Genomic DNA, 18,834 nt, shown 5'->3' on the forward strand with positions numbered 1-18,834 from the left:
AAAATCAACCTCCTGTTCTGACAGGAGGCTTTTTTATTGGTACAATAAGGGCAAGTTTTTAAGATAAGGAATGATTTAATGTTACCAACAGAAATTTATTTACAAAATGGCCCTAAGGCTGTTTTACTATTACATGCTTACACAGGCAGTCCAAATGATGTCAGAATGTTGGCAAGAAGGTTAGAAAGAGAAAATTATACAGTACTAGCGCCACTTTTTTCAGGTCACGGAACAGAAGACCCGATGAATATTTTACATATGTCACCAACTATTTGGTTACAAGATGCTAAAAATGCGTTGAAAAAATTACAAGATGATGGTTATAAAGAAATTGCAATTTTTGGTTTATCTATGGGTGGTGTGATTGCGACTACCTTGTTAGGAGAAAATCCTGAAAGATTTGTAGGCGGAGGCTCATTTAGTTCTCCTTTAGTCCCTGAATCAACAAATCAAATTTACCCTAACTTTTTAAAGTACTGTGAATTTATGTATAAAAAAATAACCAACTCTCAAGAAGAATTAGATGAAAAATTAAATAAGGTAAAAGAACCGCTAAAAATTCAACTTCAACAAATATTTAGTTTGTCGACTATTGCTTATAACAATGCACCTAATATCAACAAGCCTCTTTTTATTGCTCAATCAGGGCAAGATGAAATGTTTGATGGCAGTAGTGTTTATGCATTAGGAAAACAATTGAGCCAAACGTATCATGAGATTCACTGGTATAAAAACAGTACTCACGTGATAACGATTAGTAAAGATCGTAAATTGTTTGAAGGAGATGTTGTTGCGTTTTTAAGCCATATTGAGTGGAATGAGGAATAACAATGACAAGTAGTATCAAAGAAACAGTTTTAACGTTTATGAAAGAAAGTAAGAAACAAACTTTCTCTTTAGAACAAATTGCTGAAGGTCTACATTTGCAAAAAAGTAAAGATTTTAAATTACTTGTGCAAACTGTGGCTCAGATGGAGAGAGAAGGTAGCATTAGTTTTAATGCAAAAGGAAAAATTAAAGTGAACAACCAAGATGCTCAACTAGAAGGTGTTTTTAGAGCCAATGAGCGTGGATTTGGTTTTGTAACCATTGAAGGAGAAGACGACGATGTCTTTATCCCTAAGGATTTTACCAATTTTGCCATTGAAGGAGACCAAGTTGTAATAGAAATATTAAAATCAGGTAATCCTTTAGAAAGTCAGGCAGCAGAAGGTAAAGTAGTTGAAATTAAAGAAAGAAAAACCACACAACTTGTAGGAATCTTTTATTTGTATTCAGAAAGTGATATTCAAACAAGTGGCCTATACGGTATGGTGATACCAAAAGATAAAAAACTTAATCAATACCGCGTGTTTATTGCTGATGAAGGCTTAAAACCTGAAGATGGTAGTGTGGTATCAGTTGAGATTACTCACTATCCAGATAATGAGCATACTCATAGTTTTGAAGGGTTAGTCAAACAGATTATTGGTCATAAAAATGACCCAGGAATGGATATTCTATCTATTTGTTTACAACATGGTATTCCAGTTGAATTTGACGAAGCTACATTAAAAGAAGCAGAGTTGATTCCTGATGTGGTTGAAGAAAAAGATTTGGCTGGACGAGTTGATTTACGTGACGAGATTATCGTGACAATTGACGGTGAAGAAGCTAAAGATTTAGATGACGCTGTTCGAGTGAAAAAATTAGATAATGGTAATTATTTACTAGGTGTTTATATTGCAGATGTTTCTCATTATGTGAGAGAAACTACGGCTCTAGATAATGAAGCTAGCGACCGAGCAACCAGTGTGTATCTTACTGACCGAGTGATTCCAATGTTGCCAAGAAAGTTGTCTAATGGGATTTGTTCTTTAAATCCTCAAGTAGATCGCTTGGTGATGTCTTGTGAGATGGAAATTAATCCAGAAGGACAAGTCATCTCTCATGATATTTTTGAAGGGGTTATCCATTCAAGTGCCCGAATGACTTATACAGCGGTTAATGAAATCTTGGAAAAATCTAATGCAGAAACTTTAGAAACATATAAACACTTGATTCCTTATTTTGAAGAGATGGGCGAGTTACATCGCATTTTAGAACGTATGAGGACACAACGTGGTGCCATATCTTTTGAGGACCGTGAAGCTAAAATCATCGTTGACGATGAGGGGCATCCATTAGGGATTGAGTTAAGAGAAAGAAAAGAAGCAGAACGTTTAATTGAGTCATTCATGTTAGCAGCCAATGAAACCATTGCTAAACATTACACGAACTTAAAATTACCATTTATCTACCGTATCCATGAACATCCAAAAGAAGAAAAAGTTCAACGATTTTTTGAGTTTGTCACTAATTTTGGTATTCTAGTTAATGGAAAGAAAGATGATGTTAGTCCAAAAGAATTGCAAAAAGTACTTGATCAGGTTGCAGGAAAACCAGAACAACCTGTTGTTAGTATGATGTTGTTAAGAAGTATGCAACAAGCTCGTTATGAAGAAAATCCAGTAGGTCACTACGGATTAGCAGCTGAAGATTACACTCACTTTACATCTCCGATTCGTCGATACCCAGACTTAATCGTTCATCGTTTGATTAAATCTTATATGTCTAAACCTATTAGTGATGAGACAAAGAATAAATGGGAAGAGATATTACCTGATATTTCTGATCACAGTTCAAAAATGGAACGACGAGCTGTCCAGGCTGAAAGAGAAACAGATAGTATGAAGAAAGCAGAGTTCATGCAAGACAAAGTAGATGAAGAATTTGATGGGATTATTACATCTATTACTAAGTTTGGTATGTTCGTAGAATTGCCTAATACTATAGAAGGATTAATTCATGTGTCTCAATTGAAAAATGACTATTTCCATTTTGTGGAAAATCATTTAGCTCTTGTAGGAGAGAGAACTGGAACGATTTATCGAATCGGTCAACAAGTTAAAATCAAAGTGACAAAAGCGGATCCTGAAACAAGAGAAATTGATTTTGAATTACTATCTGCAGAAACACTTCCAGATCGTATTGAGATTCCTCAAAAGAGTAATGGAAGAGGCAAACCTAGAAAAAATGAACCTCGTCGTAAATCAGAGTCTGATAATCGAAGTGAACGAGGAAAGAAAGCTAAGAAAAATAAGAAGCAACCTTTTTACAAAAGTGTAGCGAAAAAGAAAAGTAGTAAAGGTGGCAGAAATAAAAAGAGGTGATAGGATAAATGGCTAAACAAAAAGAAGACGGCAATCTGATAGCTCAGAATAGAAAAGCTAGACATGACTATGCTGTTATTGAAACAATTGAAGCAGGTATGGTGTTAAAAGGTACTGAAATCAAAGCGATTCGAAATAGACGAGTCAACTTAAAAGATGGATATGTTCGTGTGAGAGATGGAGAAGCTTTTTTAGTAAATGTTCATATCAGTCCTTATGAACAAGGTAACCTTTTTAATCACGATCCTCTTCGAACTAGAAAGCTGTTAATGCACAAAAAACAAATAGAAAAATTAACAGTAGAAAGTAAAAATACAGGGATTACACTAATTCCCTTAAAGATTTATATTAAAAACGGTTTCGCTAAAGTCTTAGTAGGCATAGCTAAGGGTAAAAAGCAATATGATAAACGCCAAGACCTAAAACAAAAAGACATGAATCGTGAAATAAATCGTACCTTAAAGGAACGACAAAGATAGTTATAACAAGGAGAAGACAATTTTGTTTCTCCTTTTTTTTGTTTATCATTAAACACATAAAATATACATTAAAAAAACACATAATTACTTTGTGTTATTTATCATTTGGTGTTATTATAGTCCTAGTTGGGTTCTATATTCCATAGATACCAACTAATGATTGGATTGGACTTCTCAAGTTCTATCATCATAAAAAAACAGGAAATAGTAAAGATGGTCCTGTGAAGAGCATTTTCTAAAAAGAAAAGGGGTGAATAGAGGTGGATGAAAAGTCCCTGATGATTGAGGTTGCAGGAATAACATTTGACGCAACAGTGTGCATTATGACAGTCTTAACATGTCTAATCGTGTTCGCGATTGTATTTTTCTGTAGTCGAAATTTACAGATGAAGCCTAAAGGGAAACAGAATGTTTTAGAATTTATCGTTGACTTTGTGCGTGGTATTGTATCCGATAACATTCCGAAGAAAGAAGTGAATGATTTTCATTTATTAGGATTCACATTCTTCATGTTTGTGCTTGTTTCGAATATTCTAGGATTAGTAACTAAAGTAGTTATTTTCCCAGACGAAATATCACTATGGAAGTCGCCAACAGCCGATCCATTAGTAACGATGACATTGGCATTAATCGCTATTATTTTGAGTCATTACTATGGATTAAAAAAACAAGGTGTGAAGGGCTATTTTGTTAATAGTTTCCTTAAACCAACAGCAATTTTATTCCCAATTAAAATAATTGAAGAGTTTACAAACGTTTTAACGTTAGGGCTTCGTTTGTATGGAAATATTTTTGCAGGTGAGATCTTGTTAACATTAATTGCTAATTTAGGAGCAAGCAGCCCAACAAAATTTGTGCTAGCTTTACCTTTAGAAGTAATTTGGCAAACATTCTCGTTATTTATTGGCGCAGTACAAGCCTTTATTTTTGTGACTTTAATGATGGTTTATCTATCACACAAAATAGAAGCAGAGCATTAGAAATAACATATTAAACAACAGATTATTAGGAGGAAATAGTAATGCAATATATCGCAGCAGCTATCGCAGTTTTCGGAGCTTCAATCGGAGCAGGATTTGGTAATGGTAAAGTAATTGCTCAAACTCTTGAGTCAATGACACGCCAACCAGAAATGTCAGGTCAATTAAGAGCAACAATGTTTATCGGGGTAGCCTTAATCGAGGCCGTTCCAATTTTAGGTGTGGTTATCGCCTTAATTTTAGTCTTCATGTAATAAATAGAAATGAGATAAGAGTCATTTTGAAAATGACCAAGGAAGGAAGTGTAGTAAACTTATGATCCAACAATTAGTCGTGGCTAATGCAGGTCAAGGTATGCTCAGTACAATCCTTTTTGTTTCAGTTTCTTTTCTAATTTTATTATTAGCATTGAAGAAATTTGCATGGGGTCCTGTTGTAAATATGATGGAAGAGCGTGAAAATAAAATCGCTTCTGATATTGATAATGCAGAAAAATCAAGACTTGACGCCGAAAAATTAGGCAAGCAAAGAGAAATGGAATTGAAACAGTCACGTACTGAAGCGCAAGGGATTATCGCCCAAGCTAAAGAGACAGCAGAGAACAACGCTCATGCTATCTTGCTTGACGCTGAAGAGCATGCTACTCGCATTAAGAAACAAGCTCAAGAAGACTTACGTATTGAACGTGAACGAATGATTGACGAAGCAAAAAAAGAAGTAGCAAATCTCTCTGTGGAAATTGCTTCTAAAATTCTTAAAAAGGAATTGTCGGCGAGCACTCATCAAGAGTTAATTCAATCGAGTATTGAAAAGCTAGGAGTCGATGAAGATGAATAGAAAGTATACTGTTGCAAAAACTTATGGTAAAGCTTTATTTTCTGAAGCAGTCCAATTAAACTCACTTTCTGAGATTTATCAAGAAATGCTTCAGTTAAGAGAAGTTTATCATCAAGTACCTGATTTAGGGAACATCCTAACAGATGACCGTTTATCAGTGTATGAAAAAGTAAGCATCATTAAAGATTTAGAAAACAGCTTCAGTGATGAAGTTGCTAAATTTATTCATACAGTTTATGACTATGGACGTATGGATGAAATGCTAGAAATTATTGATGAATTCGAACATTTATATTATGAACAATATGGTATTGTTGTTGTTGATGTAACGACTGCCGTTGCTCTTAATATGGATCAAAGACATGATTTAGAAAGTCGCTTAGCGAAACAATTTCATGCAAACAAAGTTGTTATTCGACCAAAATTAAACCCAGCAATTATGGGCGGAATGATTATCGAATCTGAACATCGTGTCATTGATCAAAGTGTTAGAAGTGAGTTAGCAGAAATTCATTCAACACTTTTAAAATGATACTTAAGTGACAAGGTGAGAGGTGAAATACATGAGTATTAAAGCGGAAGAAATTAGTTCGCACATAAAACAACAACTTGCTAAATACGAAGAGTCTCTAACAGTTGACGAGGTCGGTACTGTCTCTTATGTTGGGGATGGTATTGCACGAGCTTACGGTTTAGAAAATGCTATGTCTGGAGAACTGTTGGAATTTGATAACGGTGTATTCGGTATGGCACAAAACTTAGAGTCTGATAGTGTAGGTATTATCATTTTAGGTAAATACAAAGGAATCCGTGAAGGAGACAAAGTGAAACGTACTGGACGTATCATGGAAGTTCCTGTCGGTGAAGCATTAATCGGGCGAGTTGTTAATTCATTGGGACAACCAATTGATGGTATGGGTGATATTAAAACAAGAAAATTTAGACCTATTGAGGCAGTTGCACCTGGTGTAATGGATCGTAAATCAGTTGATCAACCATTACAAACAGGGATCAAAGCGATTGATGCCTTAGTTCCTATTGGTCGTGGTCAACGTGAGTTAATCATTGGAGACCGTAAAACAGGTAAAACTTCTGTTGCTATTGATGCAATCATTAATCAAAAAAATGAAGACATGATTTGTATTTATGTAGCAATTGGACAAAAAGAATCAACTGTTAGAAACCAAGTGGAAACACTTAAACGATATGGGGCAATGGACTACACAATCGTAGTTTCAGCAAGTGCCTCACAACCTGCTCCATTGTTATATCTAGCACCTTATGCTGGAGCAACTATGGGTGAGGAATTCATGTATAACGGTAAACACGTATTAGTTGTTTATGATGATTTATCAAAACAAGCAGCTGCTTATCGTGAGTTATCATTATTACTTAGAAGACCTCCAGGCCGTGAAGCATTCCCAGGGGATGTTTTCTACTTGCATTCACGTTTATTAGAAAGAGCTGCTAAGTTAAATGATTCTCTTGGTGGAGGATCTATGACAGCACTACCTTTTGTTGAAACACAAGCAGGAGATATTTCTGCCTACATTCCAACAAACGTTATTTCTATTACAGATGGACAAATCTTCTTAGAAAGTGATCTATTCTACTCAGGTGTTAGACCTGCGATTAACGCAGGACTTTCTGTTTCTCGTGTAGGTGGATCAGCTCAAATTAAAGCGATGAAAAGTGTTGCTGGTACCTTACGTACCGACTTAGCAAGTTTCCGTGAATTAGAAGCCTTTACTCAATTTGGTTCTGATTTAGATGCGGCGACTCAAGCTAAATTAAACCGTGGTAAACGTACTGTAGAAATTCTAAAACAAAACGTACATGAACCTTTAAGTGTTGAAAAACAAGTAGTAATTATCTACGCGTTAACTAAAGGCTTACTAGATACTATTCCAGTAAGTGATTTATTACGATTTGAAAAAGAATTATTTGAGTACATCAGTAACAATTATCCTGCAATTTTTGACACAATCAGAAATACTAAAAACTTACCAAATGAAGAAGATCTTAGAAAAGTTATCGACGAGTACAAAGGTATCTTCAGTTCAAGTAGTTTTTCTGTTGCAGACGAATTGACACAATCCTAGAAAGTGGTGATTGAGCATGAGCGGTTCCCTTATTGATATAAAGAAGAGAATAGCTTCAACTAAAAAGACGAGTCAAATAACAAGTGCTATGCGTATGGTAGCTGCTTCCAAATTGACAAAATCTGAACAATCATCTAGACGTTTTCAAGAGTATGCGATGAAGGTAAGAAGCATAACAACTCATTTAGCGTCTTCGCAATTAAAAGCAATTGAAAAAGCTGATTTTTCTAGTTTTGAAGATAGCATGGAAATGTACCATAAACTGTTAATTGCTCGTCCAGTTAAAAAAACAGGCTATATAATTATTACCTCAGATAAAGGGCTTGCAGGGGGATATAATAGTTCAGTTATTAAAAATACTCTAGAGATACTTCGTCAAGATCATGCAGATCAAAATGAAGTAGTCATTATGACTATTGGTGGTGTAGGAGCTAACTTCTTTAAACACCGTGATATACCAGTAGCTTATGAGTTAAGAGGACTTAGTGATCATCCAACTTATAACGAAATTCGTAAGATTGTTAACTCTGCGATTCAAATGTATAATAATGAAGTTTTTGATGAATTATATGTGTGTTACAACCATCATGTTAATACATTATCTTCAGCATTTAGAGCAGAAAAAATGTTACCAATCCAAGATTTGGATTCAACAGAAGCAACAGCTTATGAACAAGATTATATTTTAGAGCCGTCTGAAGACGCAATTTTGAATACATTACTGCCCCTATACGCTGAGAGTTTAATCTACGGAGCAGTGTTAGATTCTAAGACTGCTGAACATGCTGCTCGTATGACAGCAATGAAGAGTGCGACAGATAATGCAGAAAATATTATTGATGATTTGACGATTACCTTTAATAGGGCACGTCAAGCAGCAATTACTGAAGAGATTACAGAAATCGTCGGTGGTGCAGCAGCTTTAGAAGATTAACGGGGAGGAATTATAAAAGATGAAAATTGGAAAAATTGTCCAAGTAATCGGTCCCGTTGTTGATGTGGCTTTTCCTTTAGACCAATCATTACCAGATATTAACGATGAGTTGATTGTTTATAAAGAAGAAAACAAGCAAAAAGTTGTTCTTGAAACAACTATTGAAATGGGAGATGGTGTCGTAAGAACTATCGCCATGGAATCAACAGATGGACTACAACGTGGAATGGAAGTATTACACACTGGTTCACCAATTAGTGTGCCTGTCGGTAAAGAAACTTTAGGACGTGTATTTAACGTTTTAGGTGAAACTATTGACTTAGGTGAAGCACTTCCTGAAACAATGAAAAAAACAAGTATTCATACAGAAGCACCAACGTATGAAGAATTAAGTACAAAAACTGAAGTTTTAATTACTGGTATTAAAGTAATCGATTTACTTGCCCCTTACTTAAAAGGTGGTAAAGTAGGACTATTCGGTGGTGCCGGAGTAGGTAAAACCGTTTTAATCCAGGAACTTATCAACAACATCGCTCAAGAACTTGGTGGTATTTCAGTGTTCGCAGGTGTTGGTGAAAGAACTCGTGAAGGAAATGACCTTTATTTTGAAATGAAAGACTCTGGCGTTATTAATAAAACAGCCATGGTATTTGGACAAATGAATGAGCCGCCTGGAGCGAGAATGCGTGTTGCCTTAACAGGTTTAACAATGGCGGAATATTTCCGTGATGAAGAAAAACAAGATGTATTATTATTCATTGATAATATTTTCCGTTTTACTCAAGCAGGTTCAGAAGTGTCAGCCCTTTTAGGTCGTATGCCTTCTGCCGTTGGTTACCAACCAACTCTTGCTACTGAAATGGGACAATTACAAGAACGTATTACATCTACTAAAGATGGTTCGATTACATCTATCCAAGCGATTTATGTACCAGCCGATGACTATACGGATCCGGCTCCGGCAACAGCTTTCGCCCATTTAGATGCAACAACCAACCTTGAGAGACGTTTATCAGAAATGGGTATTTATCCTGCGGTAGACCCATTAGCATCTTCATCAAGTGCCCTTGAACCAAGTATCGTTGGTGAAGAGCATTACCAAGTTGCAACTGAAGTACAACGTTTACTACAACGTTATAAAGAATTACAAGATATTATCGCTATCTTAGGTATGGACGAATTATCTGATGAAGAGAAAGTTATCGTTGGACGTGCCAGAAGAGTTCAATTCTTCTTATCTCAAAACTTCCACGTGGCTGAGCAATTCACAGGTCAACCAGGTAGTTACGTTCCTTTAGAAGAAACGATTAAAGGCTTTAGAGAGATTTTAGATGGTAAACATGATAACTTACCAGAAGAAGCTTTCCGAAGTGTTGGACGTATTGAAGAAGCTATTGAAAAAGCTGAAAAATTAGGTTACTAAGAAGGAGGAATAACTAATGGGTTCCTTCGTTGTAAATATAGTGACTCCTAGTGGAGTGATTTATGATCATGAAGCTAAGTTTTTAGTTGCAAGTACTGAAGCAGGATCTTTAGGTGTTTTACCTAGACATGCTCCTCTTATTTCACCTTTAAAAATTGATGCGTTACGTATTGATTTAGTTGGTGAAAAAGAAGGAACATCAGATTGGATTGCTGTGAATGGTGGTATTATTGAAATTAGAGATAATGTAGTTTCAATTATTGCCAACAGTGCTGAAACTGAAGAAGACATTGATATTTCACGTGCTGAAGAAGCTAAAAAACGCGCGCTTAAGAAAATTGAGCAAGCGAAAACTCAAGACAATCATGATATTGATTTATCGAGAGCTGAAGTAGCGCTTACGAGAGCTATCAATCGTTTAAATGTAGCTAATAAAAAAAGGTAAAGGGCGAAAGCTCTTTACCTTTTTCTTTTAACTCGGTAAACTTATAAAAGAAACAAGAAAGGTGGTCGACCCGTGTACGGAATCGATGTGTTAGTAAGAATTTTTTGTCACTTTGCTTTTATTTATTTAGCGTTTTGGGGACTTCAATCAACTAGATTGGATCTTTTATTTAAGAAAGGTGAACAGTACTACAAACAAGTGAGAACTGTTTTTGTTTTATTAGCCATTGTTATTGGCTATAATGCAAGTAACTTTTTTATGGAAGTTATGTTCTTAACAAGAGATTTAATTCAAAGTGCTTTTAACTAAACTTGAGTGTTAAATGAGAATAATAATAAAAAATACCATTTTGTATACTACCGTGTTATAATGGTTGAGATTTAATATGAATTCGAGAAATATTCGGAGGTTGAACAATGGAATACATAAGAGTTCACAGCGGAAATAAGCTGTCAGGTGAAGTGACAATAGAAGGAGCAAAAAATGCCGTATTACCGATTTTAGCCGGTGCTTTACTAGCAGATCAAGGTGAAACAGTTATTACAAACGCTCCTATCCTATCAGATGTGTTTATGATGAATAATGTGATTAAACATTTAAATTCTGATATTGATTTTAACCAAGAACAAAATACAATTACAATTGATGCTACAAGAACATTAAAAAACGAAGCACCGTTTGAGTATGTAAGTAAAATGCGTGCGTCAATTGTTGTAATGGGACCTTTATTGGCTCGTACAGGACATGCTAAAGTCGCTATGCCAGGTGGGTGTGCGATTGGTCAACGACCTATTGATTTACATTTAAAAGGTTTTGAAGCGTTAGGTGCTGAGATTACGCAAACAAATGGTTACATTGAAGCTAAAGCAACAGAACTTAAGGGAGCAAGAATTTATCTTGATTTTCCAAGTGTTGGAGCAACTCAAAATATCATGATGGCTGCAGTAAAAGCCAAAGGAACAACAGTGATTGAAAACGTTGCTAGAGAACCAGAAATTGTTGATTTGGCGATCTACTTAAATAAAATGGGTGCTCAAATTGTGGGTGCTGGTACAGAAACAATTCGTATTGAAGGAGTTTCTTCTTTAAAAGGTACTGAACATTCAGTTGTTCAAGATAGAATTGAAGCGGGAACATTTATGGTGGCTTCTGCTGTTACTGGTGGTAACATTTTAATTAAGCATGGTATCATGGAACACAATCGTCCACTTATTTCAAAATTAATTGAGATGGGTGTAACAGTTCAAGAAGAGGCTGAAGGTATTCGTGTTATTGGCCCAAATGTTTTACGTCCAGCAGACATTAAAACATTACCACATCCAGGATTCCCAACTGATATGCAAGCTCAAATGAGTGTCTTAATGACACTAGCTAGTGGCTCAAGTGTGTTATCTGAAACAGTTTTTGAAAACAGATTCCAACATTTAGAAGAAATGACACGTATGGGAGCTAAGTTTAGAATTTCTGGTAATGTGGCTTATATTGATGGTGTTGTTGAACTTCAAGGAGCAGAAGTATCTGCTACTGATTTAAGAGCAGCAGCAGCTTTAGTAATCGCTGGTTTAGTAGCAGATGGTGAAACACGTGTTCATCATTTAGAATACTTAGACAGAGGTTACTATAACTTCCATAAAAAATTGCAAGCACTAGGTGCAGATGTTGAACGAATTAATGAAACTCAAGTTGAAGAAGTTTTAGTAAAATAATCAAGTAAAGGGGAAATGAGATGAGTAGTATCACGAAACGTGTGTTATCACAATTATCACTTGTTATATTAACCCTAGTTATACTTGCTATTTTATTTTTTGTTGGTATTTATCTTGGGTATGTTGTGGTTGGAAAAGGAGACTCTTCCGAGGCCTTTAAACCAGCAACTTGGCAACATATATTAGATTTTGTTAAGTAATAGTAAGAGGCTAACTAGAGATGGTTTGCCTCTTTTATGCTCTTTTTAGAAAGTTGATGAGAAATTAGTGTTTAAAAAAATAATGATCGCACCAGTGAGGTTTTATCAAAAGTTTATCTCACCGATGTTTCCAAGAAGTTGTCGGTATCATCCAACGTGCTCTCAATACATGATTGATGCTATTAATTGTCATGGTGCTTTTAAAGGTGTTGCAATGGGGACTAGTCGTATTTTAAGATGCCATCCATTTGTTAAAGGTGGTATTGATTATGTACCTAGAAAGTTTTCATTAAAACGCAATTACGATGAGAGATATACAGGACCTTATACACGTAAAGAAAACAAGAAATAATCTTGTTTTCTTTTTTTGTTTGAATTGTCTGAATATTCTGTTGACATTAGATTAGAACTTGGTTATAGTTATAAACATCTTAATTAAAAAATACTAATAATTAAAAGGTTAAAGGGGGATTTTTTATGAAAAAATTTGTAGGTATGTTATTTGCGAGTGCTATGCTTCTATCAGCTTGTGGAGCTCCAGGCGGTGGAGGAGGAGCAAGTAAAGATAGCTCAGATAAACAAGCTAGTTCAGATACAGTTAAAATTGGTGTCAACTTAGAACTTTCAGGTGGAGTAGCTGCCTATGGTTTACAGGAAAAAGATGGTATTGAGTTAGCTGTTGAAGAGATTAATGCTAAGGGAGGCATTAATGGTAAAAAAATTGAATTAGTTGTTAAAGATAATAAGTCAGATACGGCAGAAGCCGCTGCAGTAGCTGCTAACTTAACAACAAAAGAACATGTAGCTGCGATTATTGGACCAGCAACATCAGGAGCGTCAAAAGCTCAGATTCCTAATGTAACAAAAGCTAAAGTGCCTGTTATTACACCATCAGGAACAGATGATGCTATTACTGTGGTGAATGATCAAGTTCAAGAATTTATTTTTAGAGCGTGTTTCCAAGATTCTTTCCAAGGGGTTATCTTGGCGAATTATGCGATGAACAATTTAAATGCTAAAAAAGCTGTAGTGATTGGTGATGTATCAAGTGATTATGCTAAAGGGTTAACTAAGTCATTTAAAGATACCTTTACAGGAGAAATTATTGCTGACGAAAAATTCAATCAAAAAGACAAAGATTTTAAAGCGATTTTAACAAAAATCAAGGATAAAGATTTTGACTTTATTTACTTACCTGGTTATTACGAAGAAGCTGGTTTAATTATTAAACAAGCTCGCGAGATGGGAATTGAGCAACCGATTCTTGGTGCTGATGGCTTCTCAGATGAAAAGCTTGTCGATATTGCTGGTAAAGGTAACATGAATAATATCTATTACACAGCTCATTTCTCTGACAAAGCACCTAGTTCAGATAAAGTAAAAGAATTTACAGATGCCTTTAAAGCAAAATACAACAAAACACCAAGCTCATTTAACGCTTTAGCATATGATTCTGTTTATATGTTAGCAGAGGCAATTGATAAAGCTGGTGAAGTCGATGGTGAAAAAATCACAGCAGAACTGGCTAACTTAAAAGACTTTGAAGGTGTAACAGGAAAAATGAGTATGGATAAAAATCATAACCCAGAAAAAGCAGCAGTTGTTATTGGATTAACAGCTGGTGAAGAAACGTCAGCAGATGTGGTAAACCCATAAGAATGGTTGAAAGTAAGGGGCACGTTGAAGCACCCTTACTTTTTTTATGAAAGAGGAGGTCAACTCAAATGGATGTATTTCAGCAACTAATAAATGGGCTGTCATTAGGAAGCATTTACGCTTTGTTAGCATTAGGCTATACCATGGTGTATGGCATTATTAAGCTAATCAACTTTGCCCATGGAGAAATTTATATGGTGGGAGCCTTCGTTGGTTACTACGTCACGAATCAATTTAAATTAAGTTTGATTCCAACACTCATCATTTCGATGGCAATCTGTGCTTGCTTAGGTGTGCTAATTGAATTTTTAGCGTACCGTCCTTTAAGAAAATCAACCAGAATTGCAGCTCTTATTACGGCAATTGGTGTGTCTTTTTTAATTCAATCCTTAATGATCTATTTTATTGGGGCAGATACAAGGCCTTTTCCTCAGATTGTTGATAATACCAATTATGATTTAGGTATTTTTGTTATTAGTAAAATCCAATTAATGATTTTAAGTACATCAATTATTTTGATGATTTTACTACAAGTGATTGTAAAGTATACGAAAATGGGTAGAGCAATGCGAGCGGTGAGTGTTGATGCAGATGCCGCTCAGTTAATGGGAATCAATGTAAATCATACTATTTCATTTACTTTTGCCATTGGTTCAGCTTTAGCTGCAGCAGGAGGCGTGTTAATTGGTCTTTACTACAATAGTATTGATCCTATGATGGGAGTAGCTCCTGGACTTAAAGCGTTTATTGCCGCGGTATTTGGTGGGATTGGTATTATCCCTGGTGCTGCTCTTGGAGGGTTTGCCATTGGTATCATTGAAACCTTTGTCAGTGCTTTAGGATTTACTGCTTACCGAGATGCTGTTGTGTATGCTATTTTGATTATCGTCTTACTGGTAAGACCGGCTGGACTTCTTGGGAAAAATGTCAAAGAAAAAGTGTAGGTGACTAATATGAGAAAAAATTTAAAAGTTAATATGTCTTGGCTAGGCTTAATGGTCACAGGATTTATTATTCTGGCTGTGAGTTATTCTACAGGATTTATGACTCCAGTTATTGAGAATACATTAGTGATGATTGGAATAAATATTATTTTAGCAGTAGGACTGAACTTAGTGATTGGAGTTTCTGGTCAATTTTCTTTAGGTCATGCTGGTTTTATGGCTATTGGAGCCTATGCAACAGCGATTCTTTCAATGAAAACACCTACGTTTACAGGCTTTTTAAGCGGTCTTTTAGTTGGTGCTCTTGTTTCAGGAATTGTGGCATTACTTGTAGGAATTCCGACGTTACGTTTATCAGGTGATTATTTAGCAATTGCCACGTTAGGTGTAGCAGAAATTATTCGTAGTTTAATTATGAATTTAGATAGTATTACAAATGGACCAGCAGGACTGTTTGGTATTACGCCATTTGTAACTTGGTCAATGGTGTACGTTATTGTTTGTATCACCACGCTCATTACAACTAACTTTATTAATAGTCCAGCTGGAAGAGCAACTTTATCTGTTAGAGAAAATGAAATTGCAGCGGAATCGATGGGAGTTAATACAACGAAATATAAAGTGGTGGCTTTTGTGATTGGTGCTATGACTGCAGCTGTTGCTGGTGGCTTATACGCAAGCTACATTCAAACGATTGTCCCTGGTAATTTTGACTTCATGAAATCAATCGATATTTTAATCATTGTGGTATTTGGTGGTGTAGGAAGTATCACTGGAACCTTTATTGCAGCCTTAGTATTAGGTTTTCTGAATATGTTCTTACAAGACGCTGGGGCACTACGAATGATCATTTATGCCTTAGCTTTAGTTATCATCATGATTTTCAAACCATCGGGCTTACTTGGAACAAAAGAGTTATCTTTTAAAAGATTATTTAATAAGGGAGGGTTGACTAATGTCACTTCTAAAAGTAAATAATTTAACCAAAAACTTTGGTGGACTTGCTGCTGTGTCTAATGTATCTCTTCATTTAGAAAAGAATGAGTTAGTTGGCCTAATTGGGCCGAATGGAGCTGGTAAGACAACTCTTTTTAACTTGTTGACAGGTGTTTACGAGCCAAGTGAAGGAGATGTTCTCTTTGAAAAAGAGGGAAAAGAAGAACGTTTAAATGGCATTAAACCTTATAAAATTGCTAATTTAGGATTAGGAAGAACCTTTCAAAATATTCGACTGTTTAAAGAACTTTCTGTTTTAGATAATGTTTTAATTGCGATGACAGGTAAGGAGAAAGTTGGCGTTTTAACAGGTATCTTGAGATTACCTAAGTACTATCAAATGGAGAAAAAAATGGAAAACCAAGCAAGAGACTTGTTGGCGATTTTTGATCTACTTGATAAAGAAGGAGAAAAAGCTAAAAATCTTTCTTACGGAGAACAGCGTCGATTAGAAATTGTTCGTGCTTTAGCAACTGATCCGAGTATTTTATTTCTAGATGAACCTGCTGCAGGAATGAATCCTCAAGAAACTGCGGAGCTGACAGAGTTGATTAAGAAAATTCAAAGAGAGTTTGACTTGACTATTCTTCTAATAGAACACGACATGTCCCTTGTAATGGATGTTTGCGAACGAATTTATGTGTTAGAGTATGGCCAATTAATCGCTGAAGGTGAACCAGAAGAAATCAAAACAAATAAACGAGTAATAGAAGCATATTTAGGAGGTGAATTGACATGTTAACAGTTGATAAAATGTCTGTTCATTACGGCATGATTCAGGCAGTTAAGGAAGTTAGTTTTGAGGTGAAGCAAGGTGAGATTGTAAGTCTCATTGGAGCAAACGGAGCAGGTAAAACAACGATTTTAAGAACTATCTCTGGATTAGTGAGACCAAGTTCAGGCAGTGTTCATTTTGAAGGCAAAGCCATTGAAAAAGAAACGTCTCCAAAAATTGTAAATCAGGGATTGGTGCAAGTACCAGAAGGTCGTCATGTTTTTACGGGTATGACCGTAATGGAAAACTTAGAGTTAGGTAGCTTTTTATATAAAAATAAAAAAGAGAGCCAAGCTATTTTAGATACTGTTTTTCAAAGATTTCCTATTTTAAAGGAACGAAAAAATCAAGATGCTGCGACGTTATCTGGAGGAGAACAGCAAATGCTTGCTATGGGCAGAGCTTTAATGTCTCGTCCTAAGTTATTATTACTTGATGAGCCGTCTATGGGGCTTGCGCCTATTTTTATTAAAGAAATTTTTTCGATTATCCAAGAGATAAATCAACAAGGAACGACAGTCTTACTGATTGAACAAAATGCCAAAATGGCTTTAAGTATTGCAGATCGTGGCTATGTATTAGAAACCGGCAAGATTGTATTAGAAGGTAGTGGGCAAGAGTTGTTAAATAGTCCAGATATTCAAAAAGCGTATTTAGGAGGATAGTCTATGTTAGTCAAAGATTACATGTCAGAAGAGTTAGTGACGACCGAAAAAAACACCAAAATTTTTGATGCAGTGGAATTAATGAAGCAACACGATATTCATCGTTTGCCAGTTGTTGAAAATAAACGATTGGTTGGTTTAATTACAGAAGGAACAATCCAAGAAGCCATGCCGTCAAAGGCAACTAGTTTAAGTGTATATGAAGCCAATTATTTATTGAATAAAACCACTGTAGATGATGTCATGATTAAAGAAGTTCAGACGATTAAAGAGGCTTGTCTTTTAGAAGATGCTATTTTTAAAATGAGAATGAACAAAGTTAATGTTTTACCTGTGTTAAATCAACTGAATGAGATTGTTGGTATCATTACTAATAATGATATCTTTGATGCCTTCTTAAATATTACAGGGTACCGAGAACCAGGCACTCGTGTCTCAATTAGTATTTCTCATGATGAGGAAGGTGTTTTAGCAAAACTAACAGAAATATTTTCAAAGAATCATTTAAACATCATTCAAATTGTGGTGTATCGTCATAAGGAGGAGCCAGTAATTGTAATCCAAACTACTTCAGAGGATAGCCAACATATCCAAGAAGTATTAGAAGAATCTGGATACCAAGTTATTTCATCTATCAAAACCGTTAATCGTTAATACTTGTTAATAAGACTGTCACATGAAGTTATTTTACTTATGTGACAGTCTTATATTTTTTATCAACCTATTTTTTTGGCCAACTAAACCAGTAGTTGATTGTTCAAATGCAAAAAGCTTGCTATGATGAAATCATTAAAGAGGGAGGTTGATCATGGAAACGGCGATTAGTCAGAATTTAAAGAAATACCGAAAAATAAATCACTTAACTCAACAAGAAATGGCGTCACAACTATTTGTTACCCCTCAAGCTGTTTCAAAGTGGGAACGTGGTGAGTCGATGCCTGATATTTCACTTGTCCCACAAATTGCTGATTTATTTGATATTTCAATTGCTAGCTTATGGGAGACCTTACCTGAAAAATCAGAAACAGAGGATTTTGATGAGTTATTAACTCAACTAACAGATATGGCAAGTATTAGAGAGTTGATTAGTCATTTTGATTTTTTTACCTTTTTAACCAGAGAAGAAAAAGAAGTGTTTATGATGAAGTTACTAGAAGTAGAAGGAACGGATATCTTAATAGAAGATATTTATTTTTATTTATCTCAGACTCTCAAGGAAGTGGTCATTACAACGCTTTTAAAAACTAAAAGTTATCAGGGGTTGGAGCAACTGATTCCTATGATGTCTAAAGAAATACGAAGCAAAGTGTTGGTTCATATTTTAGAAGAGAAAAACATGTCTTTTTTAGAAGAATTGCTACCATTCTTAACGCACAGCCAAAAGCAATCACTAATAGATGTCTGTTTATGTCAAGAACCTTTCATAGAAGAAATAGATGCCTTTTTACCCTTTTTTACGAAAGATCAACAAATAGCATTACAATCAATTGAGGAGGATTAA

Annotated in this window: 22 protein-coding genes; all 22 read left to right on the top strand. The window is 35.4% G+C overall.

Annotation, left to right across the window (positions count from 1 at the left end; translation table 11 throughout):
- Positions 1-78: 78 nt before the first annotated feature.
- The 22 genes from DOK76_RS04450 to DOK76_RS04555 all read left to right on the top strand — a co-directional run bounded on the left by DOK76_RS04450 (position 79) and on the right by DOK76_RS04555 (position 18,834).
- The gene (locus tag DOK76_RS04450; protein WP_206965272.1) at positions 79-828 is read left to right on the top strand and encodes an alpha/beta hydrolase; all 750 of its coding nucleotides are present in this window, start codon (positions 79-81) and stop codon (positions 826-828) included.
- A 2-nt stretch (positions 829-830) separates the two neighbouring features.
- Positions 831-3,191, top strand: coding sequence for a ribonuclease R (gene rnr, locus DOK76_RS04455; protein WP_206965273.1), 2,361 nt, complete (start codon positions 831-833; stop codon positions 3,189-3,191).
- Positions 3,192-3,199: 8 nt separating this feature from the next.
- The gene (gene smpB, locus DOK76_RS04460) at positions 3,200-3,670 is read left to right on the top strand and encodes an SsrA-binding protein SmpB (RefSeq protein WP_206965274.1); all 471 of its coding nucleotides are present in this window, start codon (positions 3,200-3,202) and stop codon (positions 3,668-3,670) included.
- A 260-nt stretch (positions 3,671-3,930) separates the two neighbouring features.
- Complete coding sequence (gene atpB / locus DOK76_RS04465) at positions 3,931-4,650, top strand: F0F1 ATP synthase subunit A (protein WP_206965275.1); 720 nt, start codon at positions 3,931-3,933, stop codon at positions 4,648-4,650.
- Positions 4,651-4,691: 41 nt separating this feature from the next.
- On the top strand, positions 4,692-4,904 hold the full coding sequence (gene atpE / locus DOK76_RS04470) for an ATP synthase F0 subunit C (protein WP_206965276.1): 213 nt from the start codon (positions 4,692-4,694) through the stop codon (positions 4,902-4,904).
- 100 nt (positions 4,905-5,004) lie between these two features.
- The gene (gene atpF / locus DOK76_RS04475; RefSeq protein WP_206965277.1) at positions 5,005-5,487 is read left to right on the top strand and encodes a F0F1 ATP synthase subunit B; all 483 of its coding nucleotides are present in this window, start codon (positions 5,005-5,007) and stop codon (positions 5,485-5,487) included.
- Positions 5,480-6,019, top strand: a complete 540-nt coding sequence (gene atpH / locus DOK76_RS04480; protein WP_206965278.1) for an ATP synthase F1 subunit delta — start codon at positions 5,480-5,482, stop codon at positions 6,017-6,019. The genes atpF and atpH overlap by 8 nt, the downstream gene beginning before the upstream one ends.
- 31 nt (positions 6,020-6,050) lie before the next feature.
- The gene (gene atpA / locus DOK76_RS04485; protein WP_206965279.1) at positions 6,051-7,589 is read left to right on the top strand and encodes a F0F1 ATP synthase subunit alpha; all 1,539 of its coding nucleotides are present in this window, start codon (positions 6,051-6,053) and stop codon (positions 7,587-7,589) included.
- 16 nt (positions 7,590-7,605) lie between these two features.
- Positions 7,606-8,523 (top strand): F0F1 ATP synthase subunit gamma, encoded by a 918-nt coding sequence (locus DOK76_RS04490; RefSeq protein ID WP_206965281.1) that lies wholly within the window; start codon positions 7,606-7,608, stop codon positions 8,521-8,523.
- A gap of 19 nt (positions 8,524-8,542) precedes the next feature.
- Positions 8,543-9,946 carry a F0F1 ATP synthase subunit beta gene (gene atpD, locus DOK76_RS04495; protein WP_206965282.1) on the top strand — a complete coding sequence of 468 codons (1,404 nt, stop codon included), beginning with the start codon at positions 8,543-8,545 and terminating at the stop codon, positions 9,944-9,946.
- 16 nt (positions 9,947-9,962) lie between these two features.
- On the top strand, positions 9,963-10,391 hold the full coding sequence (locus DOK76_RS04500) for a F0F1 ATP synthase subunit epsilon (RefSeq protein WP_206965283.1): 429 nt from the start codon (positions 9,963-9,965) through the stop codon (positions 10,389-10,391).
- 72 nt (positions 10,392-10,463) lie between these two features.
- The gene (locus DOK76_RS04505) at positions 10,464-10,700 is read left to right on the top strand and encodes a DUF1146 family protein (RefSeq protein WP_206965284.1); all 237 of its coding nucleotides are present in this window, start codon (positions 10,464-10,466) and stop codon (positions 10,698-10,700) included.
- Positions 10,701-10,807: 107 nt separating this feature from the next.
- A complete protein-coding gene (gene murA / locus DOK76_RS04510; protein ID WP_206965285.1) occupies positions 10,808-12,097 on the top strand; it encodes a UDP-N-acetylglucosamine 1-carboxyvinyltransferase in 1,290 nt (429 codons plus the stop codon).
- Positions 12,098-12,117: 20 nt separating this feature from the next.
- Positions 12,118-12,297, top strand: coding sequence for a DNA-directed RNA polymerase subunit beta (locus DOK76_RS04515; protein WP_206965286.1), 180 nt, complete (start codon positions 12,118-12,120; stop codon positions 12,295-12,297).
- An 82-nt stretch (positions 12,298-12,379) separates the two neighbouring features.
- Positions 12,380-12,649 (top strand): membrane protein insertion efficiency factor YidD, encoded by a 270-nt coding sequence (yidD, locus tag DOK76_RS04520; protein ID WP_206965386.1) that lies wholly within the window; start codon positions 12,380-12,382, stop codon positions 12,647-12,649.
- 125 nt (positions 12,650-12,774) lie between these two features.
- Complete coding sequence (locus tag DOK76_RS04525) at positions 12,775-13,953, top strand: ABC transporter substrate-binding protein (protein WP_206965287.1); 1,179 nt, start codon at positions 12,775-12,777, stop codon at positions 13,951-13,953.
- A 68-nt stretch (positions 13,954-14,021) separates the two neighbouring features.
- Positions 14,022-14,897: a branched-chain amino acid ABC transporter permease gene (locus tag DOK76_RS04530; RefSeq protein WP_206965288.1), complete on the top strand. Its 876-nt coding sequence runs from the start codon at positions 14,022-14,024 to the stop codon at positions 14,895-14,897.
- 9 nt (positions 14,898-14,906) lie between these two features.
- Entirely contained in the window at positions 14,907-15,875 is a 969-nt protein-coding gene (locus DOK76_RS04535; RefSeq protein ID WP_206965290.1) for a branched-chain amino acid ABC transporter permease, read from the top strand.
- A complete protein-coding gene (locus DOK76_RS04540) occupies positions 15,853-16,635 on the top strand; it encodes an ABC transporter ATP-binding protein (protein WP_206965291.1) in 783 nt (260 codons plus the stop codon). Before DOK76_RS04535 ends, DOK76_RS04540 begins: the two co-directional genes overlap by 23 nt.
- Positions 16,623-17,333, top strand: coding sequence for an ABC transporter ATP-binding protein (locus DOK76_RS04545; protein ID WP_206965387.1), 711 nt, complete (start codon positions 16,623-16,625; stop codon positions 17,331-17,333). Before DOK76_RS04540 ends, DOK76_RS04545 begins: the two co-directional genes overlap by 13 nt.
- 3 nt (positions 17,334-17,336) lie before the next feature.
- Positions 17,337-17,987: a CBS and ACT domain-containing protein gene (locus DOK76_RS04550; protein WP_206965292.1), complete on the top strand. Its 651-nt coding sequence runs from the start codon at positions 17,337-17,339 to the stop codon at positions 17,985-17,987.
- 154 nt (positions 17,988-18,141) lie between these two features.
- Positions 18,142-18,834 (top strand): helix-turn-helix domain-containing protein, encoded by a 693-nt coding sequence (locus tag DOK76_RS04555; RefSeq protein ID WP_206965293.1) that lies wholly within the window; start codon positions 18,142-18,144, stop codon positions 18,832-18,834.

Source organism: Candidatus Vagococcus giribetii (assembly GCF_017316185.1).
In the GTDB taxonomy this organism is placed as follows: Bacteria; Bacillota; Bacilli; order Lactobacillales; family Vagococcaceae; genus Vagococcus; species Vagococcus giribetii.